This window comes from Streptomyces sp. NPDC001709 (assembly GCF_053596375.1).
Genome location: NZ_JBSFGB010000017.1, coordinates 25,574 through 41,511, shown reverse-complemented (window position 1 = coordinate 41,511; position 15,938 = coordinate 25,574). Strand labels below are relative to the sequence as shown.

Below are 15,938 nucleotides of genomic sequence, written 5' to 3'. Positions count from 1 at the left end.
GCTGCCGTGACCGACGTCGTGTCCGGCCAGGACCCGTATCTGATCATCTCCTCCGACTGCCATGCCGGGCTGCCCACCGAGGAGTACCGGCCCTATCTGGAGTCCCGTTTCCACCGGGACTTCGACGAGTTCCTCGCGGGCCGGGACCGGCGCCGCGAGGAGATGACCCGGCTCGGCATCCGCAACGAGGCCTTCGCCGACCGGTGGTTCCGCGACAACGAGGAAGGCCTGCGCGGCGGCTGGGACACCGCACAGCGCGTGAAGGAGCTGGACGGGGACGGCGTGGCCGCCGAGGTGGTCTTCCCGGACGCCGACGCCGTCGACAGCCGCACCGCCGCCCCCTTCGGCGTGGGCCTCGGCCTCTCCGGCGACCAGGACCCGGAACTGGGCATGGCGGGCGCGCGGGCGCACAACCGCTGGCTCGCCGACTTCGTCTCCGAACACCCCGAACGGCACTGCGGAGTGGCCCTGTTGCCGATCACCGGCGAGGTGCCCGAGGCCGTCGCCGAGATCCACCGGGCCCGGGAGTCCGGCCTCGGCGCCCTGATGATCCCGGCGATGTGGGCGGGCAGGGAGCCGTACCACGACCGCCGTTACGACCCCGTGTGGGCGGCCGCCGCCGAGTGCGGCATGCCGGTGCTCACCCACTCCGGCACCGCCCCGCGCGAGGAGTACGGCGACCACCTCGGCATCTTTGTGAGCGAGGTGACCTGGTGGCCGGCCCGGCCGCTGTGGTTCCTGCTCTGGTCCGGCGTCTTCGAACGCCACCCCGGGCTGCGCTTCGGTGTCGCCGAGTCCGGCTGCTGGTGGCTGCCGAACCTGCTGTGGTTCATGGACCGCCTCTACCTCGGCGCGCACGGCGGCAAGAAGCTCTCCCCGTTCGAGGAGCTGAAACGCCCGCCGCACGAGTACCTGGACCGGCAGGTCTTCGTCTGCGCCACCAACACCAAGCGGCGCGAGCTGGCCCAGCGGTACGAGATCGGCGTCGACAACATCCTCTGGGGCAGCGACTTCCCGCACCCCGAGGGCACCTGGCCCGACACGCGTGCGTGGCTGCGCCGTACCTTCCACGACATCCCCGTCGCCGAGACCCGCCGCATGCTGGGCCTCGCCGCCGCCGAGGTCTTCGGCTTCGACGTGGACAAGCTCGTGCCGCTGGCCCGCCGCATCGGCCCGGCCCCGGCCGACCTCGGCCAGCCGGACGACCAGGCGGCCGTCGAGGCGTCCTGGGCGCGCTCGCGCGAGACGGGCCGGCACTGGCTGACGGGCGAGGACTTCCCGGTGCTGGGGACCGCCCCCGGCTTCCCGGCGCCGGAGGTGGCCCGATGAACGACGACCGCTACACGGTGATCTCCGCCGACTGCCACGCGGGCGCCGACCTGCTGGACTACAAGCCGTACCTGGAGAAGCGCCACCACGACGACTTCGACGCCTGGGCGGCCACCTACGTCAACCCCCACGCCGACCTGCTCGCCGACTCCGCCGACCGCAACTGGAACTCCGCACGGCGCCTCGCGGAGCTGGAGGCCGACGGGATCGTCGCCGAGGTGATCTTCCCGAACACCATCCCGCCGTTCTTTCCGTCCGGCTCGCTCATGGCCCAGCCGACCGACCCCGAGGACTTCGCCCGCCGCTGGGCCGGACTGCGCGCCCACAACCGCTGGCTCGCGGACTTCTGCGCGGCCGCGCCGGGCCGCCGGGCGGGCGTCTTCCAGATCCTGCTCGGGGACGCCGAGGAAGCCGTCAAGGAGATCCGGCGGGCCGCCTCGGCGGGCCTGAAGGGCGGCCTGATGCTGCCCGGCACCCCGCCCGGCTCCGGGCTGCCCGAGCTGTACTCGCGGACGTACGACCCGATCTGGGCCACGTGCGCGGAACTCGGCGTCCCCGTCAACCACCACGCCGGCTCCGCCTCCCCGCCCCTCGGCGAGGAACCGGCCGCCCGCGCGGTGTTCATGGTGGAGACGACCTGGTTCTCCCACCGCGCCCTGTGGCACCTGGTGTTCGGCGGCGCCTTCCGCCGTCACCCCGAGCTGAAACTGGTCCTCACCGAACAGGGCTCCGGCTGGATCCCCGGGGTGCTCGGCATGCTGGACTACTACCACGGCCGCCTGGTCGCCGCGGCCTCGCAGGCCGGCACCGCCGAGGCCAGGTTCGGCACCGGTCTGGCCGCGGGCATGGGCGCCGCGCCCTCGCAGGTGTGGCGGGACAACTGCTTCGTCGGCGCCAGCTTCATGCGCCCGCACGAGGTGCCGCTGCGGGACCGCATCGGTGTCGACAAGATCATGTGGGGCAGCGACTACCCGCACGACGAGGGCACCCATCCCTACACCCGCGAGGCCCTGCGGTTCGCCTACGCGGGCGTGCCGCGCGAGGAGCTCGCGGCCATGCTCGGCGGCAACGCGGCCCGTGTCTACGGCTTCGACCTCGCCCTCCTCGACCCCATAGCGGCCAAGGTGGGCCCCACGGTGTCCGAGGTCGCCGAGCCCCTGCCGGAACCCCCGACGGACGCGACCAGCCCGGTGTTCGCCCAGGGCGCGTCACTTCGCGTGTGGTGACGGCGGGCGGTCCGTCCGGTGACCGCGGGCGCCGGGGAGCGTCGGTGCGGCGCGAGTGAACCCCGGGGTGCGATCCTCCCTGCTGTGACGGAACCCACCCACGAAGAGGCCCACGGGGGCGCGCTCGGCTCGCGGCTGAACTGGCTGCGGGCCGCCGTGCTGGGCGCGAACGACGGCATCGTCTCCACCGCGGGAATCGTCGTCGGCGTGGCCGGTGCGACCCAGAGCCGGTCCACCCTGCTCACCGCCGGACTGGCCGGACTGCTCGCCGGGTCGATGTCCATGGCGGCCGGCGAGTACGTCTCCGTCTCCACCCAGCGCGACTCCGAGATGGCCGCGCTGGCCGTGGAGAAGCGGGAACTGCGGGAGCAGCCCGAGGCAGAGCTGCGGGAGCTGACGACCCTGCTGGAGGAGCGCGGCCTGTCCCGCGAGGTGGCCCGGGAGGCCGCCGAACAGCTCACCGCGCGCGACCCGCTCAAGGCTCACGCGCGCGTGGAGCTCGGTATCGACCCGGAGGAGCTGACCAACCCCTGGCACGCGGCCTGGGCGAGTTTCCTGGCCTTCACGGTGGGCGCGCTGCTGCCGCTGCTGGCCATCGTCCTGCCCCCGGCGGACCGGCGGCTCCCCGTCACCGTCGTCTCCGTCCTGGCCGCGCTCGTCCTCACCGGCTGGACCAGCGCCCGGCTCGGCGCGGCGGACCCGAAACGGGCGGTGCTGCGCAACATGGTGGGCGGGGCGCTGGCGATGGCGGTCACCTACGCGGCGGGCAGGCTGCTGGGCGCGGCGGGCGTCTGACACGTGGCCGCGGGGCACCCTCGGCGCGCGGGGACGGCCGGCGGCGGCGTACGGTGAGGTGCGCTCGACCACCCCCTGAGCGCATCTCACCATCCCGCACGAGAAGGACCCTCGCCATGCGCGCCACCACCATCCACGCCCCGTACGACATGCGCGTGGAGGACGTACCCGAGCCCGTGGTGCAGCTGCCCACCGACGCCGTGGTACGGGTGCTGCGCGCCTGCATCTGCGGCAGCGACCTGTGGGCCTACCGCGGCGAGGCGGCCCGGCAGCCGGGCCAGCGCATCGGGCACGAGTTCCTCGGCGTGGTCGAGGAGACCGGCTCCGAGGTGGGCACGGTCAGGCGCGGTGACCTGGTGGTCGCGCCGTTCATGTGGTCCGACGGCGTCTGCGACTACTGCCGCGAGGGCCTGACGACGTCCTGCGAGCACGGCGGCTTCTGGGGCTCCGTCGGCTACGACGGCGGCCAGGGCGAGGCCGTGCGCGTGCCGTTCGCCGACGGCACCCTCGTCCAGCTGCCCAAGGACGCGGCCTCCGACGACCACCTGCTGTCCGCCCTGCTGACGCTCTCCGACGTCCTTGGCACCGGCCACCACGCGGCCCTCGGCGCGGGCGCCCGCCCCGGCGCCACGGTCGCCGTGGTCGGTGACGGCGCGGTCGGCCTGTGCGCCGTCCTGGCCGCCAAGCGGCTCGGCGCCGAGCGGATCATCGCGCTCGGCCGGCACGAGGTCCGTACCGACATCGCGCGCCGCTTCGGCGCCACGGACGTCGTCGCCGAGCGCGGGGACGCGGCCGTCGAGGCCGTCCGCGAGCTGACCCGCGGGCAGGGCGCGCACGCCGTTGTCGAGGCCGTCGGTACCGAACAGTCAATGCGTACGGCAGTCAACATCACCCGGGACGGCGGCGCCATCGGCTTCGTGGGCGTGCCCCACGGCAGCGGCACCGGCCTCGACCTCGGCGTCATGTTCGACCGGAACATCGCCCTGCGCGGCGGCGTCGCCCCGGTCCGCGCCTACATCCCCGACCTGCTCCCCGACGTCCTCGACGGCACGATCGACCCCTCGCCGGTGTTCGACATGACCGTCGGCATCGAGAGCGTGCCCGAGGGCTACAAGGCCATGGATGAGCGCACCGCCCTGAAGGTCCTGGTCACCAACGACCGGTAGACGGCGTGCCGGACAGGCCCTAGGTCCAGCGGATCGGCAGCGGCAGTGCCGTGAGCAGGCCCGAGACCGTGAGGACCGCGCCCAGGGCGACCACCTCGGCCCGCGCGGGCACGGTCGCGGTCAGCGGGTCGGCGGCACGGCGCAGCCGGATCCGCGCCCACAGGGCGAGCAGCGCCACGGCGGCGACCAGGATCACCTTGGCCAGCAGGGTGCGGCCGTACGCCGTCGTCGTCAGCTGGTCCAGGATCGTGGCCGACGGCATGCGGCGCAGCGAACTGCACACGCCCGTCGCGGTGGTGGCCGCGAGCAGGGCGGCCGCCACGCGCGCGTAGCGGCCGAGCAGCACGGCCCCGGCCGGGTCGCGGTGCCACAGCCTGACCATCCGCAGGACGTGCAGCAGACCGCCGGTCCACAGGGCCGCGCACATCAGGTGCACCAGCGTCAGGCCCGAGCCGACCAGCGGGCTCTGTTCGGTCGGGGGATGGGCGCGCAGGGCCTCGGCGACGACCACCGCGGCCGGCGGCCACACCTGAGCCGCCGGGCGGCGTCGGAGGAACGCGCACAGCGCCGCCGGCAGAAAGGCGTCGACCTCCAGCAGCGCCAGTCTGCCGTCGCGGGAGCCGTACAGTCCGCCGACGTCGATCTGGCCGAGGCGGTGCGGGATCAGATTGCCGGCGGACACCACCGAGGCGAGCCCCAGCGCGGCGACGAAACCGGCGGTGGCGGCCCACCGTGCCCAGCTGCGGGGCCGCTCAGGCGGCGGGCCCGGCACACGCCGGGCGAGCCGGTGCACGAACAGCTCCCCCAGGGGCACGCTCACGGCGACGAACAGCACCGCGCGCAGCAGCCCGATGCCGCCGACGCCCGGAGCGGCGGCCTCCCCGGTGCCGTGCAGCGCCGCCGACGGCCCGAGCAGCGGGATCACGGAGCCCAGCGCCACCAGAGCCAGGAGCGCGACGGCCCGGCCGGTGCCGGACCGGCGGGCGGGGCCGCCGTCGTCGCTCACCTCGGCCGTCGGTCGTATCAAGCTCACCCCGTGATCTTCGCGAGCCCCCGCAGAACCGGGCAAGTCCCTGAAAACAACTGGTGGTGCGGCATTCCACGCATACGTACGTTTCCGGCCGTCCGCGTGCTCACCGCCAGCGGGCGCTGTCCGACCCCCACGGCACCGGAGGCCGCGCCCAGCCGGCGGGGCCGCCCGCGAAGGACACCGGCGGCAGGGCGTGCCGCAGGCGGCCGAGCGGGCTGTCGGTCTCGGCCAGCCAGGCCTCCGGCCCCTCGTACGGCGCGCCCGTGGCCGCAGTCGGCCGGATTTCGCCCGTCAGCCAGTGCGCGGTCCGGGCCAGCGCCAGCCGCACCAGCCGGCCGCCCCCGTCGTACGACTGCTCGGTCAGCGCCCGCAGGACGGCCGCCGCCAGCAGATAGCCGGTGCCGTGGTCCAGCGCCTGCGCCGGTAGCGCGCCGGGCTCCCCGGCCGAGCCCTCGGTCGCGGCGATGCCGGTCGCGACCTGCACCAGGCTGTCGAAGCCGCGCCGCCCGGCCCAGGGGCCGTACGCGCCCCACGCCGAGACCTGCGCCACCACCAGGTCGGGCCGGCGCGCGAACAGCGCCTGGGGTGAGAGCCCGAACCGGTCTAGGGCGCCCGGCCGGTAGCCGGTCACGACGACGTCCGCCGTGGCCAGCAGCTCCTCGAAGGTGCCGGGGGCGGTGCCCAGGTCGAGCGTGGCGGACCGTTTCCCGAAGCCCGTGTCGGCGTGCTGGTCCGGGAGTTCGGGCAGCCCGGGTGCGTCCAGCCGGAGCACGTCCGCGCCCAGCAGGGCGAGGGTGCGGGTGGCGACCGGGCCGGCGAGAACCCGGGTGAGGTCCAGCACCCGCAGTCCGGCGGCGGGCAGCAGGGGAGTGGCGGCCGGGTCCAGCGGTGCGAGCACGCGCGCGGGTGCCGCGGTCGGCCGCTCGCGCTCGATGAGCGACCGTGCGGCCACCTCGGTGGCCTGCTCGTGCGCCTGCCACTCCTCGGGGGTGCGCAGGGCCACGGCGAGGCCGCCGGCGCCGTAGACCGCCTCCTCGACCTCGAGCGCGGGGCGCCCGGCGAGCCGGGCGGCCACCGTCTCCGCCGAGGCGTCCGCCGGCAGGCCCAGGGCGCCGAGCAGCCGGGCCCGGTGGTGGGGGTAGTTGGCGTGGGTGCGCACCCAGCCGTCCGCCGTCCGCCAGAACCTCGACAGTGGCGCGAAGACGACCGGCGCCCGCCCGTCGACCAGAAGGTGGCGTTCGCTGTGGAAGGCGGCCGCCACGGCGCCGTCGTCGACCCGGACACCGGGCACCTCGGCGAGTCCGGCCCGGCGGGCGGCGAGTTCCGCCGCGGCCAGCGCACAGGCGCCGACACAGGCACGGGCCAGCTCGCGTACGGGAAGGCGCGCATCGAGCGCGCCCTCCCGCACCACAGTGGTCAGCCGTGCGAGATGGGCGGGATCGCCGCCCAGAGCGGACCACGCGAACTTGATAGCAGTCATGACTGCACTATGCAGTATTGACTGAATCAATATATGGAGGAGTCGACCCTACTCGGTCACCGCGGCCAGCGCGTCCGCCGTGCCGAAGCCGTAGAAGCCGTTGTAGTTCTTCGTTCCCTCGCACACCGCGTCGACCTTGCCGTCACCGTTGATGTCGTACGGATCCGTGCACGGCGTGGCGTTGGCCTCCGCGTACAGCAGCGCCTTGACCAGGGCGGCCGGGGCATGCGGATGGGTTGACTTGATCAATGCGGCAATGCCCGCGACATGCGGCGTCGCCATCGACGTACCGGCCATGTAGCCCCACTTGCCGCCCGGCAGCGGGCCCAGGATGAGACCGCTGGTGGCCGGGGGTTCCGGCTTCTGGTAGGCGGTCGAGTCGCCGCCGGGCGCGGCGATGTCGATGACACCGAGACCGTAGTTGGAGAAGGACGACTTCAGGCCCTTCGCACCCGTCGCCGCGACCGTCACGACACCCGGCAGCTGGGTCGGTATGTCGTAGCAGGTGTGCGGGTCGATCACACGGTCCGACGGGGTGCCGTCGTTCGGGGAGACCGGGTCGGTGATCGAGTCGGAGGCGAGGTCGTAGCTCTCGTTGCCCGCCGCCGCGACGTTGACCGTGCCCTTCTTCTCCGCGTATCGCGAGGCCCGGGTGATGGCGTCCACCAGCGCCTTCTGGTCCGGGTCGGTCGTGCAGTTGAAGTACCACGGGTCGGTGTAATAGCTGTTGTTGGTCACGTCGACGTGGTGCTCGGCCGCCCATACGAAGCCGCAGACCACGGCCTCGGTGTAGAAGTAGCCCTTCGGGTCGGCGACCTTGATTCCGGCCACCTTGACGCCCGGTGCCACACCGGTGATGCCGACGCCGTTCTTCGCACCCGCGATCTCACCCGCCACGTGCGTGCCGTGGGGGCTCTCCGTAGCGCTCGGCCGCCAGGCGCCGTCGGTGGTGTCGGGCTTGCCGGAGACGCAGTTGGCGGAGGCCGCCCGGTCGAAGTTGGGTGCGATGTCCGGGTGGGTGTCGTCCACGCCGGTGTCGATGACCGCGACCGTGACGTCCGGGCTGCCCAGGGTCTTCTCGTGCGCCTTGTCCGCCTTGATGGCCGGCAGATCCCACTGCAGTGGCTCCAGCGGGTCCTGCCCGTCGGCGGCCCTGGCCTCGGCCACCTGCTGGGCGCTCAGCACCTTCGGCGTGTCCACGTCGGTGGTGGACTGGGCAGGCAGCGGCGCGTTGCGGGTGGCACCGGCCGAGTCCACCCCGCGCACCGTGCGGATCTCCTGGGCGAAGGAGGGGTTGGCCGAGTGGGCGACGATCACACCGATCCGGTCGTACGCGATCACCACCGAACCACCGGCCTCGGCGATCGACTGCTGCACATGCGCGGACACCCCGTTCCCGGGGCGGACGTTGACGACATAGCTGAGCATGGGCCCGTCGGCGGTGGCCGCCGGGGTGTGGTCCGCCGCGGACGCGGTGACGTTCGGCAGGAACGCCAGTGCCGTGGCCAGGGCCATCCCGGCGGGGATCGCGAGGGCGCGGCGGTAGCGCGGTTCGGGCGCTGTCATGGGTCGGTTCTCTCCAGTTCGTTCGCGGTACGGGCGTGCCGTGCGGGAGGTCCGGGAGGAATGCGGCTGCCTGACCGGCTACTTGACCGCGCGCAGCGCGTTGACCACGCCGAAGCCGTAGAAGCCGTTCACGCGCTTGCCGCCGACACAGGTCGCGTCCACGACGCCGTCCCCGTCGCCGTCGTACGGGCCGCTCGGGCAGCCCGGGTTGTCCGCCTCGGCCTTCAGCAGGGCCTGCAGCTGGGCCGGAGTGGCCTGCGGATGCGCGGACTTCAGCAGCGCGGCGACCGCGGCCACGTGCGGGGAGGCCATCGAGGTGCCCTGGAGGAAGCCGTACTGGTCGTTGGGCAGGGTGGAGAGGATGCGGCCGTTCTTCGACGGCGTGTCCGGGATCTGGTACTTGTCGCCGCCCGGCCCCGCCACGTCGATCACGCCCTGGCCGTAGCTGGAGTAGTATGACTTGGCGCCCTTCACACCCACCGCGCTCACCGTCACCACGCCGGGCAGCTGGGTCGGTACGTCGAAGCACTCGTGCGGGTCGACCGTGCGGGTCGTGGCCGTCGAGTCGTCGGGGCTGGAGTCGTCCGTGAGCGCGTGTGCGTCCAGGTCGTCGTTGGAGTTGCCCGCGGCGGCCACATTGAGCGTGCCCTTGCGCTGTGCATACAGCTGCGCCCTGTTGACCGCGTCAACGATGGCACGTTGATCGGGATCATCCATGCAGTTGTACAGCCACGGATCAACGTAATAGCTGTTGTTGGTGACCTGTATGCCGTGGTCGGCGGCGAACACGAACGCGCAGACCACGCTCTCCGGGTAGAACAGCTGCGTCGAGTCCGGCTGGGCCACCGTGATGCTCGATACCTTCACGCCCGGCGCCACACCGGCCACGCCTATGCCGTTGCGGGCCGCGGCTATCTCACCGGCCACATGGGTGCCGTGGTAGTGGTTGGCGTCCGCCGGGCGCCACGCGCCGTACGTCGTGTCCGCCTTGCCGCTCACGCAGTTCGCCGACTGGGAGGCGGAGAAGTTCGGCGCGATGTCCGGGTGGGTGTCGTCCACGCCGGTGTCGATGATGCCGACGGTTATGTTGCCGCTGCCCGGGTTGATCCGCGCGGCCTTCTCGGCGCCGATCGCGCGCAGGTCCCACTGGTCCGCCTCGAGGGGCTCCTCGCCCGGCGCCGCGGCCTCGGTGAGCTTCGCGGCCTCCGCCTTCGACAGCACCTGCACCGCGCCCTCGTCGGTCGTCCCCGCCGCACTCAGCGGCGCGGTACGCGTGGCGCCCGCCGACTCCACCCCGTCCACCGCGCGCATCCGCGCGCCGAACTCCGGGTTCGCGGAGTGCGCGACGATCACACCGATCCTGTCGTAACTGGCCACGATCGAACCACCGTTGCGGGTGATCTCCCGCTGCACGGACTCGATCGTGCGGCGGTCCGTACGCGTGTTGACCACGTACGCGAGGTTCGGACCGTCGTCCGCCGCCCGCACCGCGCCGGCCGAGGCGGGTGCCGCCGAGGCCGCCGCCGGCAGGAAACCGAGCGAGGCGGTCAGCGACAGCACGACGGGCACGGCGAGCGCGAGCCGGTGTCTGGAGCGCAGATGAGCCATGGGATCTCCACATCATCCGGATACGAAACCGCCCGAGACACAGGTGGTGCTCGGGCAGGTACATGACGGGTGGTGCAGGCAGAAGCTATCCCCACGGCTCACCGGTCAGCAATGACTTGGCAATGGCTCGCCAAGACCGCTTGCGAAACAACTCATAGGACTTGAACCGGTCCTCGCGTGGCGCCGTGGACCTTGGGCAGGGAGCGCCAGCACGATCGAGCCCCCGTTTCGTCATCGCATCCGCAACGCGAGGAGACTCCGTGGCCACCGAGACACCGCCCCCTGCCACACCGGGGGCCCCGCTTCCGTCCACCGAGGAGTTCGCCGAGGTCCAGCAGAGCGCGGAGTTCGGTGAACTGCGCCGCGCCCATCGCTCCTTCGCCATTCCGCTGACCGTCGCCTTCATCGCCTGGTACCTGCTGTACGTACTCCTCTCCAACTACGCGGACGGCTTCATGGGCACCAAGGTGGCCGGCAACATCAACGTGGCCCTCGTCCTGGGCCTCGCCCAATTCCTCACCACCTTCCTCATCGCGTGGTGGTACGCACGACACGCCGCCGCCAAGCTCGACCCCAAGGCGGAGGCGATCAAGTCCCGGATGGAGGGCGGCGCATGAGCCCCGTACCGCACACCCTGCTCGCCGCCGGCGAGGCGAGCCAGCACCGGCCGCTGATCATCACCCTGTTCGCGGTGTTCGTCGCCGCGACCCTCGTCATCACCGTCTGGGCGGGCCGCCAGACCAGGGACGCCGCCGACTTCTACGCCGGCGGACGCCAGTTCACCGGCTTCCAGAACGGACTCGCCGTCTCCGGCGACTACATGTCCGCCGCGTCCTTCCTCGGCATCGCCGGCGCCATCGCCCTCTTCGGCTACGACGGCTTCCTGTACTCCATCGGCTTCCTCGTCGCCTGGCTCGTCGCCCTGCTCCTGGTCGCCGAACCGCTGCGCAACTCCGGCCGCTACACCATGGGCGACGTACTGGCCTACCGCATGCGCCAGCGCCCGGTCCGCACGGCAGCCGGCACCTCCACGATCGTGGTCTCGATCTTCTACCTGCTCGCCCAGATGGCCGGTGCGGGCGTCCTGGTCTCCCTCCTCCTGGGCATCACCAGCGACGGCGGCAAGATCGGCATCGTTGCCCTGGTCGGCGTCCTGATGATCGTGTACGTCACCATCGGCGGCATGAAGGGCACCACCTGGGTGCAGATGGTCAAGGCGGTGCTGCTGATCGCGGGCGCCCTGCTGCTGACCTTCCTGGTCCTGCTGAAGTTCCACTTCAACGTCTCCGACCTGCTCGGCAGGGCCGCCGACAACAGCGGCAAGGGCGCGGCCTTCCTTGAGCCGGGCCTGAAGTACGGCGCCAGCGGCACCACCAAGCTGGACTTCATCTCGCTCGGCATCGCCCTGGTCCTGGGCACCGCGGGCCTGCCGCACATCCTGATCCGTTTCTACACCGTGCCCACGGCCAAGGCCGCCCGTAAGTCGGTCATCTGGGCGATCGGACTGATCGGCGCCTTCTACCTGATGACCCTCGCCCTCGGCTTCGGCGCGGCGGCCCTCATCAAGCCGGACGAGATCATCGCCTCCAACAAGGCGGGCAACACGGCGGCACCGCTCCTCGCCCTCCATCTGGGCGGCGTGAACTCCAACTGGGGCGCCGTGCTGCTGGCCAGCATCTCGGCGGTCGCCTTCGCCACGATCCTCGCGGTCGTCGCGGGCCTGACCCTGGCCTCGTCGTCCTCCTTCGCGCACGACATCTACGCCAACGTCATCAAGAAGGGGCAGGCCACGGAGAAGCAGGAGATCGGCGCGGCCCGCTGGGCGACCGTCGGCATCGGCGCGGTCTCGATCCTCCTGGGCGCCCTGGCCCGCGACCTGAACGTGGCCGGCCTGGTCGCCCTCGCCTTCGCGGTCGCGGCCTCCGCAAACCTCCCCACGATCCTCTACAGCCTCTTCTGGAAGCGGTTTACCACCTCGGGCGCCCTGTGGTCGATCTACGGCGGCCTGGTCACCGCGGTCGGCCTGGTGCTGTTCTCCCCGGTGGTCTCCGGCAAGGCGACCTCGATGTTCCCCGACGTCGACTTCCACTGGTTCCCGCTGGAGAACCCCGGCATCATCTCCATCCCGGTCGGGTTCCTGCTCGGCGCCGTGGGCACCCTGCTGTCGAAGGAGGCCCCGGACGCCGGCAAGTACGCCGAACTGGAGGTGCGGTCCCTGACCGGCACCGGAGCACACTGAGGTTCGTACGACGGCCGCGTCGTCCAGGGCTGTACGGTCCTACGACGCGGCCGCTTCGTACCTCGTCGGATCGGGCCGCTGTCGTTGTCAGTGGTGTCACGTAGGCTCGCAAGTGACAGGACAAGTGACGGAGAATACTTGCTCGGATCGAGGGAGGGGGCCCACGTGCTCATCGACACCTACGGCCGGGTGGCCACCGACCTGAGGGTCTCGCTCACCGACCGCTGCAATCTGCGGTGCACGTACTGCATGCCCGAGGAGGGCCTGCAGTGGCTGGCCAAGCCCGACCTGCTCACGGACGACGAGATCGTCCGCCTCGTCGACATCGCCGTACGGCTGCTCGGCATCGAGGAGGTCCGCTTCACCGGCGGCGAGCCCCTCCTGCGCCCCGGCCTGGTCGGCATCGTCGAGCGCGTAGCGGCTCTGACCCCCCGCCCCCAGATGTCCCTCACCACCAACGGCATCGGCCTCAAGCGCACGGCGACGGCCCTGAAGGCCGCCGGCCTGGACCGGGTCAACGTCTCCCTGGACACCCTCCGCCCGGACGTCTTCAAGACCCTGACCCGCCGCGACCGCCACAAGGACGTCCTCGAAGGCCTTCAGTCCGCCCGCGAGGCCGGCCTGACCCCCGTCAAGGTCAACTCGGTCCTGATGCCGGGATTGAACGACGACGAGGCCCCCGACCTGCTGGCCTGGGCGGTCGAGCACGACTACGAGCTGCGCTTCATCGAGCAGATGCCCCTGGACGCCCAGCACGGCTGGAAGCGCGACGGCATGGTCACCGCCGGCGACATCCTCGCCTCGCTGCGCACCCGCTTCGATCTCACCCCCGAGGGCTCCGACGTGCGCGGCTCGGCCCCGGCGGAGCGCTGGCTGGTCAACGGCGGCCCGCACCGCGTCGGCGTCATCGCCTCGGTCACCCGCCCCTTCTGCGCCGCCTGCGACCGCACCCGCCTCACGGCCGACGGCCAGATACGCACGTGTCTGTTCGCGACCGAGGAAACCGACCTCCGCGCAGCCCTCCGCTCCGACGCCCCGGACGAGGAGATCGCCCGCATCTGGAAGCTGGCGATGTGGGGGAAGAAGGCGGGCGCGGGACTGGACGACCCGTCGTTCGTGCAGCCGGACCGACCGATGTCGGCAATCGGCGGTTAGGCCCCTTCGGGATCCTGCCAGTCCGCGAACTTCACCACGTCCTTCAGGAACCCCCGCACCCCCAGGAACTGCGAAAGATGCTCACGGTGCTTCTCGCACGCGAGCCATGTCTTGCGCCGCTCCGGCGTGTGGATCTTCGGGTTGTTCCACGCCAGCACCCACACGGCAGCGGCACGGCACCCCTTGGCGGAGCAGATGGGCGTCTCGTCACTCACAGGTTCGTCTCACAGAAAAAGGGCCCGAACAAAGGCGACGCCGAGCAGCCACGGGGGGAGCTGCCCGGCGTCGGTCCGTCGCTCCGACGGGGGATGCGGAGCGCGTACGCAGTATGTCACGGGTACCCCGCCGCCCGGCACTGGAACTACACGATTGATCTGAGCTTTTCTTGAGCTTGACGGGCGGCTGCCGTTCCGCTTCCGCCCCCTCCGGCGTGGTCACGCGGGGTCGGATCGCTCGCCACCCGCCCCCGTCGGATGAGCCGCCGCGTCCTCCGGAACGGATTCCGCCTGTGCCTCCTCCGCCTGCGGCGCCGTGATCATCGGCCGCATCGGTGCGGCGATGAAGGTCGAGGGAAGGGAGGGCGGCCGTTCCCGGCCCGCGTTCGCGATCACCACGGCGATATAGGGGAGCAGCGCGCCGGCCACGAGGGCCACGACGGCGACGTACCGTTCGACGTTCCACAGGGAGACGGCCAGGATCACCGAGATCGTGCGGATCGTCATCGAGATGACGTACCGCCGCTGCCGGCCCCGTACGTCCTCGGCGAGTCCGGTCCGGGCTCCGGTGATCCGGAACACCTGGACGTTGCCGCCGTGCTGTTTCCGCATCACATTCCACCATCCGCCCGCTTCAGCTCTCCCCGGGCTTCCACGTTACGCCGCGGCTGCGCCGCCTACGAGACCGGGTCGCCCGCTGCCTGCGGCAACGTCCCCGGCCCCGCCGTCACAGCGCCCCGAAAGGGGCGCGGGGAACTGCGCGAGCAACCGCGGACGAGCCGCAGTCGCCAGTCCACCCACGCCCCTGTGGCGCTCAGGCGCGCGTGACCTCCACCGCGGCGAGGTTCTTCTTCCCCCGCCGCAGCACCAGCCAACGCCCATCCAGCAGATCCTCGGACGAGGGCACCGCGTCCTCGGCGACGACCTTCACGTTGTTCACGTAGGCGCCGCCCTCCTTCACGGTCCGCCGCGCAGCGGACTTGCTGGCGACAAGCCCGACCTCGGCGAAGAGGTCCACGACCGGACCCAGCTCGGAGACCTGGATGTGCGGCACCTCCGACAGCGCCGCGGCCAGCGTCCTGCCGTCCAGTTCCGAAAGCTCGCCCTGCCCGAACAGGGCGCGGCTCGCGGCCATCACCGCGGCGGTCTGGTCGGCGCCGTGCACCAGCGTCGTCAGCTCCTCGGCGAGCGCACGCTGCGCGGCCCGCGCCTGCGGACGCTCCTCGGTCTGCCGCTCCAGCTCCTCGATCTCCTCACGGGACTTGAAGCTGAAGATGCGCAGGAACTTCGAGACGTCACGGTCGTCCGCGTTGACCCAGAACTGGTAGAACGCGTACGGCGTGGTCATCTCGGGGTCGAGCCACACCGTGCCGGACTCGGTCTTGCCGAACTTGGTGCCGTCCGCCTTGGTGATCAGCGGGGTGCCGAGCGCGTGCACCACGGCGTCCTGCTCGACCCGGTGGATCAGGTCCGTGCCCGAGGTGAGGTTGCCCCACTGGTCGCTGCCGCCGGTCTGCAGGGTGCAGCCGTACCGCCGGTACAGCTCCAGGAAGTCCATGCCCTGCAGGATCTGGTAGCTGAACTCGGTGTAGCTGATGCCCGCGTCGGAGTTCAGCCGCCGGGAGACGGCCTCCTTCGCGATCATCTTGTTGACCCGGAAGTGCTTGCCGATGTCCCGCAGGAACTCGATGGCCGACAGGCCCTGGGTCCAGTCCAGGTTGTTGACCATGACGGCGGCGTGCGGCCCGTCGAAGCGCAGCAGGGGCTGGATCTGGGCGCGCAGCCGCTCCACCCAGCTCGCCACGACCTCCGGTGCGTTCAGCGTGCGCTCGGCCGTCGGCTTCGGGTCGCCGATAAGCCCCGTGGCACCACCGACCAGCGCCAGCGGCCGGTTCCCGGCCTCCTGGATGCGGCGCATGGTGAGGATCTGCACGAGGTTGCCGAGGTGCAGGCTGGGCGCGGTCGGGTCGAAGCCGCAATAGAACGTGACGGGGCCGTCCGCGAACGCCTTGCGCAGTGCGTCCTCGTCCGTGGAGAGGGCGATGAGCCCACGCCACTTCAGCTCGTCGACGATGTCCGTCACGGTTCTCGTGTCTCCTCGGTGATCTTGGGGCAGTCGGGTGACAGCC

Annotated in this window: 14 protein-coding genes; 7 read left to right on the top strand and 7 right to left on the bottom strand. The window is 71.7% G+C overall.

Features of this window, described 5'->3' with window-relative positions:
• Positions 1 to 18 precede the first annotated feature (18 nt).
• From ACWC0C_RS24410 to ACWC0C_RS24395, 4 genes are all read left to right on the top strand, one after another.
• A complete protein-coding gene (locus ACWC0C_RS24410) occupies positions 19 to 1,329 on the top strand; it encodes an amidohydrolase family protein (RefSeq protein WP_449198520.1) in 1,311 nt (436 codons plus the stop codon).
• Positions 1,326 to 2,555 carry an amidohydrolase family protein gene (locus ACWC0C_RS24405; RefSeq protein ID WP_450865855.1) on the top strand — a complete coding sequence of 410 codons (1,230 nt, stop codon included), beginning with the start codon at positions 1,326 to 1,328 and terminating at the stop codon, positions 2,553 to 2,555. The genes ACWC0C_RS24410 and ACWC0C_RS24405 overlap by 4 nt, the downstream gene beginning before the upstream one ends.
• Positions 2,556 to 2,639: 84 nt before the next feature.
• A complete protein-coding gene (locus ACWC0C_RS24400; RefSeq protein WP_450865854.1) occupies positions 2,640 to 3,350 on the top strand; it encodes a VIT1/CCC1 transporter family protein in 711 nt (236 codons plus the stop codon).
• Between the two features lie 116 nt (positions 3,351 to 3,466).
• Positions 3,467 to 4,516 carry a zinc-dependent alcohol dehydrogenase family protein gene (locus ACWC0C_RS24395; protein WP_449198393.1) on the top strand — a complete coding sequence of 350 codons (1,050 nt, stop codon included), beginning with the start codon at positions 3,467 to 3,469 and terminating at the stop codon, positions 4,514 to 4,516.
• A 19-nt stretch (positions 4,517 to 4,535) separates the two neighbouring features.
• Here ACWC0C_RS24395 and ACWC0C_RS24390 read toward each other — a convergent pair whose 3' ends face one another.
• From ACWC0C_RS24390 to ACWC0C_RS24375, 4 genes are all read right to left on the bottom strand, one after another.
• Positions 4,536 to 5,549 (bottom strand): CopD family protein, encoded by a 1,014-nt coding sequence (locus ACWC0C_RS24390; RefSeq protein ID WP_450865852.1) that lies wholly within the window; start codon positions 5,547 to 5,549, stop codon positions 4,536 to 4,538.
• 100 nt (positions 5,550 to 5,649) lie between these two features.
• Complete coding sequence (locus ACWC0C_RS24385; RefSeq protein ID WP_450865850.1) at positions 5,650 to 7,026, bottom strand: CoA transferase; 1,377 nt, start codon at positions 7,024 to 7,026, stop codon at positions 5,650 to 5,652.
• A 48-nt stretch (positions 7,027 to 7,074) separates the two neighbouring features.
• On the bottom strand, positions 7,075 to 8,592 hold the full coding sequence (locus tag ACWC0C_RS24380) for a S8 family peptidase (RefSeq protein ID WP_450865848.1): 1,518 nt from the start codon (positions 8,590 to 8,592) through the stop codon (positions 7,075 to 7,077).
• A 78-nt stretch (positions 8,593 to 8,670) separates the two neighbouring features.
• Positions 8,671 to 10,200 carry a S8 family peptidase gene (locus ACWC0C_RS24375; RefSeq protein ID WP_450865846.1) on the bottom strand — a complete coding sequence of 510 codons (1,530 nt, stop codon included), beginning with the start codon at positions 10,198 to 10,200 and terminating at the stop codon, positions 8,671 to 8,673.
• Between the two features lie 260 nt (positions 10,201 to 10,460).
• Here ACWC0C_RS24375 and ACWC0C_RS24370 point away from each other — a divergent pair, with 260 nt between their 5' ends.
• From ACWC0C_RS24370 to moaA, 3 genes are all read left to right on the top strand, one after another.
• On the top strand, positions 10,461 to 10,817 hold the full coding sequence (locus tag ACWC0C_RS24370) for a DUF485 domain-containing protein (protein ID WP_449198388.1): 357 nt from the start codon (positions 10,461 to 10,463) through the stop codon (positions 10,815 to 10,817).
• Positions 10,814 to 12,439, top strand: a complete 1,626-nt coding sequence (locus ACWC0C_RS24365) for a solute symporter family protein (protein WP_450865845.1) — start codon at positions 10,814 to 10,816, stop codon at positions 12,437 to 12,439. Before ACWC0C_RS24370 ends, ACWC0C_RS24365 begins: the two co-directional genes overlap by 4 nt.
• 165 nt (positions 12,440 to 12,604) lie before the next feature.
• Complete coding sequence (gene moaA, locus ACWC0C_RS24360) at positions 12,605 to 13,594, top strand: GTP 3',8-cyclase MoaA (protein ID WP_450865843.1); 990 nt, start codon at positions 12,605 to 12,607, stop codon at positions 13,592 to 13,594.
• Here moaA and ACWC0C_RS24355 read toward each other — a convergent pair.
• The 3 genes from ACWC0C_RS24355 to tyrS form a co-directional block, all read right to left on the bottom strand.
• Positions 13,591 to 13,809, bottom strand: a complete 219-nt coding sequence (locus ACWC0C_RS24355; RefSeq protein ID WP_450865841.1) for a hypothetical protein — start codon at positions 13,807 to 13,809, stop codon at positions 13,591 to 13,593. The two genes, moaA and ACWC0C_RS24355, sit on opposite strands and share 4 nt — an antisense overlap.
• Before the next feature lie 219 nt (positions 13,810 to 14,028).
• Complete coding sequence (locus tag ACWC0C_RS24350; protein ID WP_449198384.1) at positions 14,029 to 14,421, bottom strand: DUF3099 domain-containing protein; 393 nt, start codon at positions 14,419 to 14,421, stop codon at positions 14,029 to 14,031.
• 202 nt (positions 14,422 to 14,623) lie between these two features.
• Positions 14,624 to 15,892: a tyrosine--tRNA ligase gene (gene tyrS / locus ACWC0C_RS24345; protein WP_449198383.1), complete on the bottom strand. Its 1,269-nt coding sequence runs from the start codon at positions 15,890 to 15,892 to the stop codon at positions 14,624 to 14,626.
• Positions 15,893 to 15,938 lie beyond the last annotated feature (46 nt).

What these genes read in the sequence shown, in the direction of transcription:
- ACWC0C_RS24365 (WP_450865845.1), top strand. Translation starts at nt 10,814, where the DNA reads ATGAGCCCCGTACCGCACACCCTGCTCGCCGCCGGCGAGGCGAGCCAG.
- ACWC0C_RS24405 (WP_450865855.1), top strand. Translation starts at nt 1,326, where the DNA reads ATGAACGACGACCGCTACACGGTGATCTCCGCCGACTGCCACGCGGGC.
- ACWC0C_RS24380 (WP_450865848.1), bottom strand. Translation starts at nt 8,592, where the DNA reads ATGACAGCGCCCGAACCGCGCTACCGCCGCGCCCTCGCGATCCCCGCC.
- ACWC0C_RS24395 (WP_449198393.1), top strand. Translation starts at nt 3,467, where the DNA reads ATGCGCGCCACCACCATCCACGCCCCGTACGACATGCGCGTGGAGGAC.
- ACWC0C_RS24350 (WP_449198384.1), bottom strand. Translation starts at nt 14,421, where the DNA reads ATGCGGAAACAGCACGGCGGCAACGTCCAGGTGTTCCGGATCACCGGA.
- ACWC0C_RS24375 (WP_450865846.1), bottom strand. Translation starts at nt 10,200, where the DNA reads ATGGCTCATCTGCGCTCCAGACACCGGCTCGCGCTCGCCGTGCCCGTC.
- ACWC0C_RS24385 (WP_450865850.1), bottom strand. Translation starts at nt 7,026, where the DNA reads ATGACTGCTATCAAGTTCGCGTGGTCCGCTCTGGGCGGCGATCCCGCC.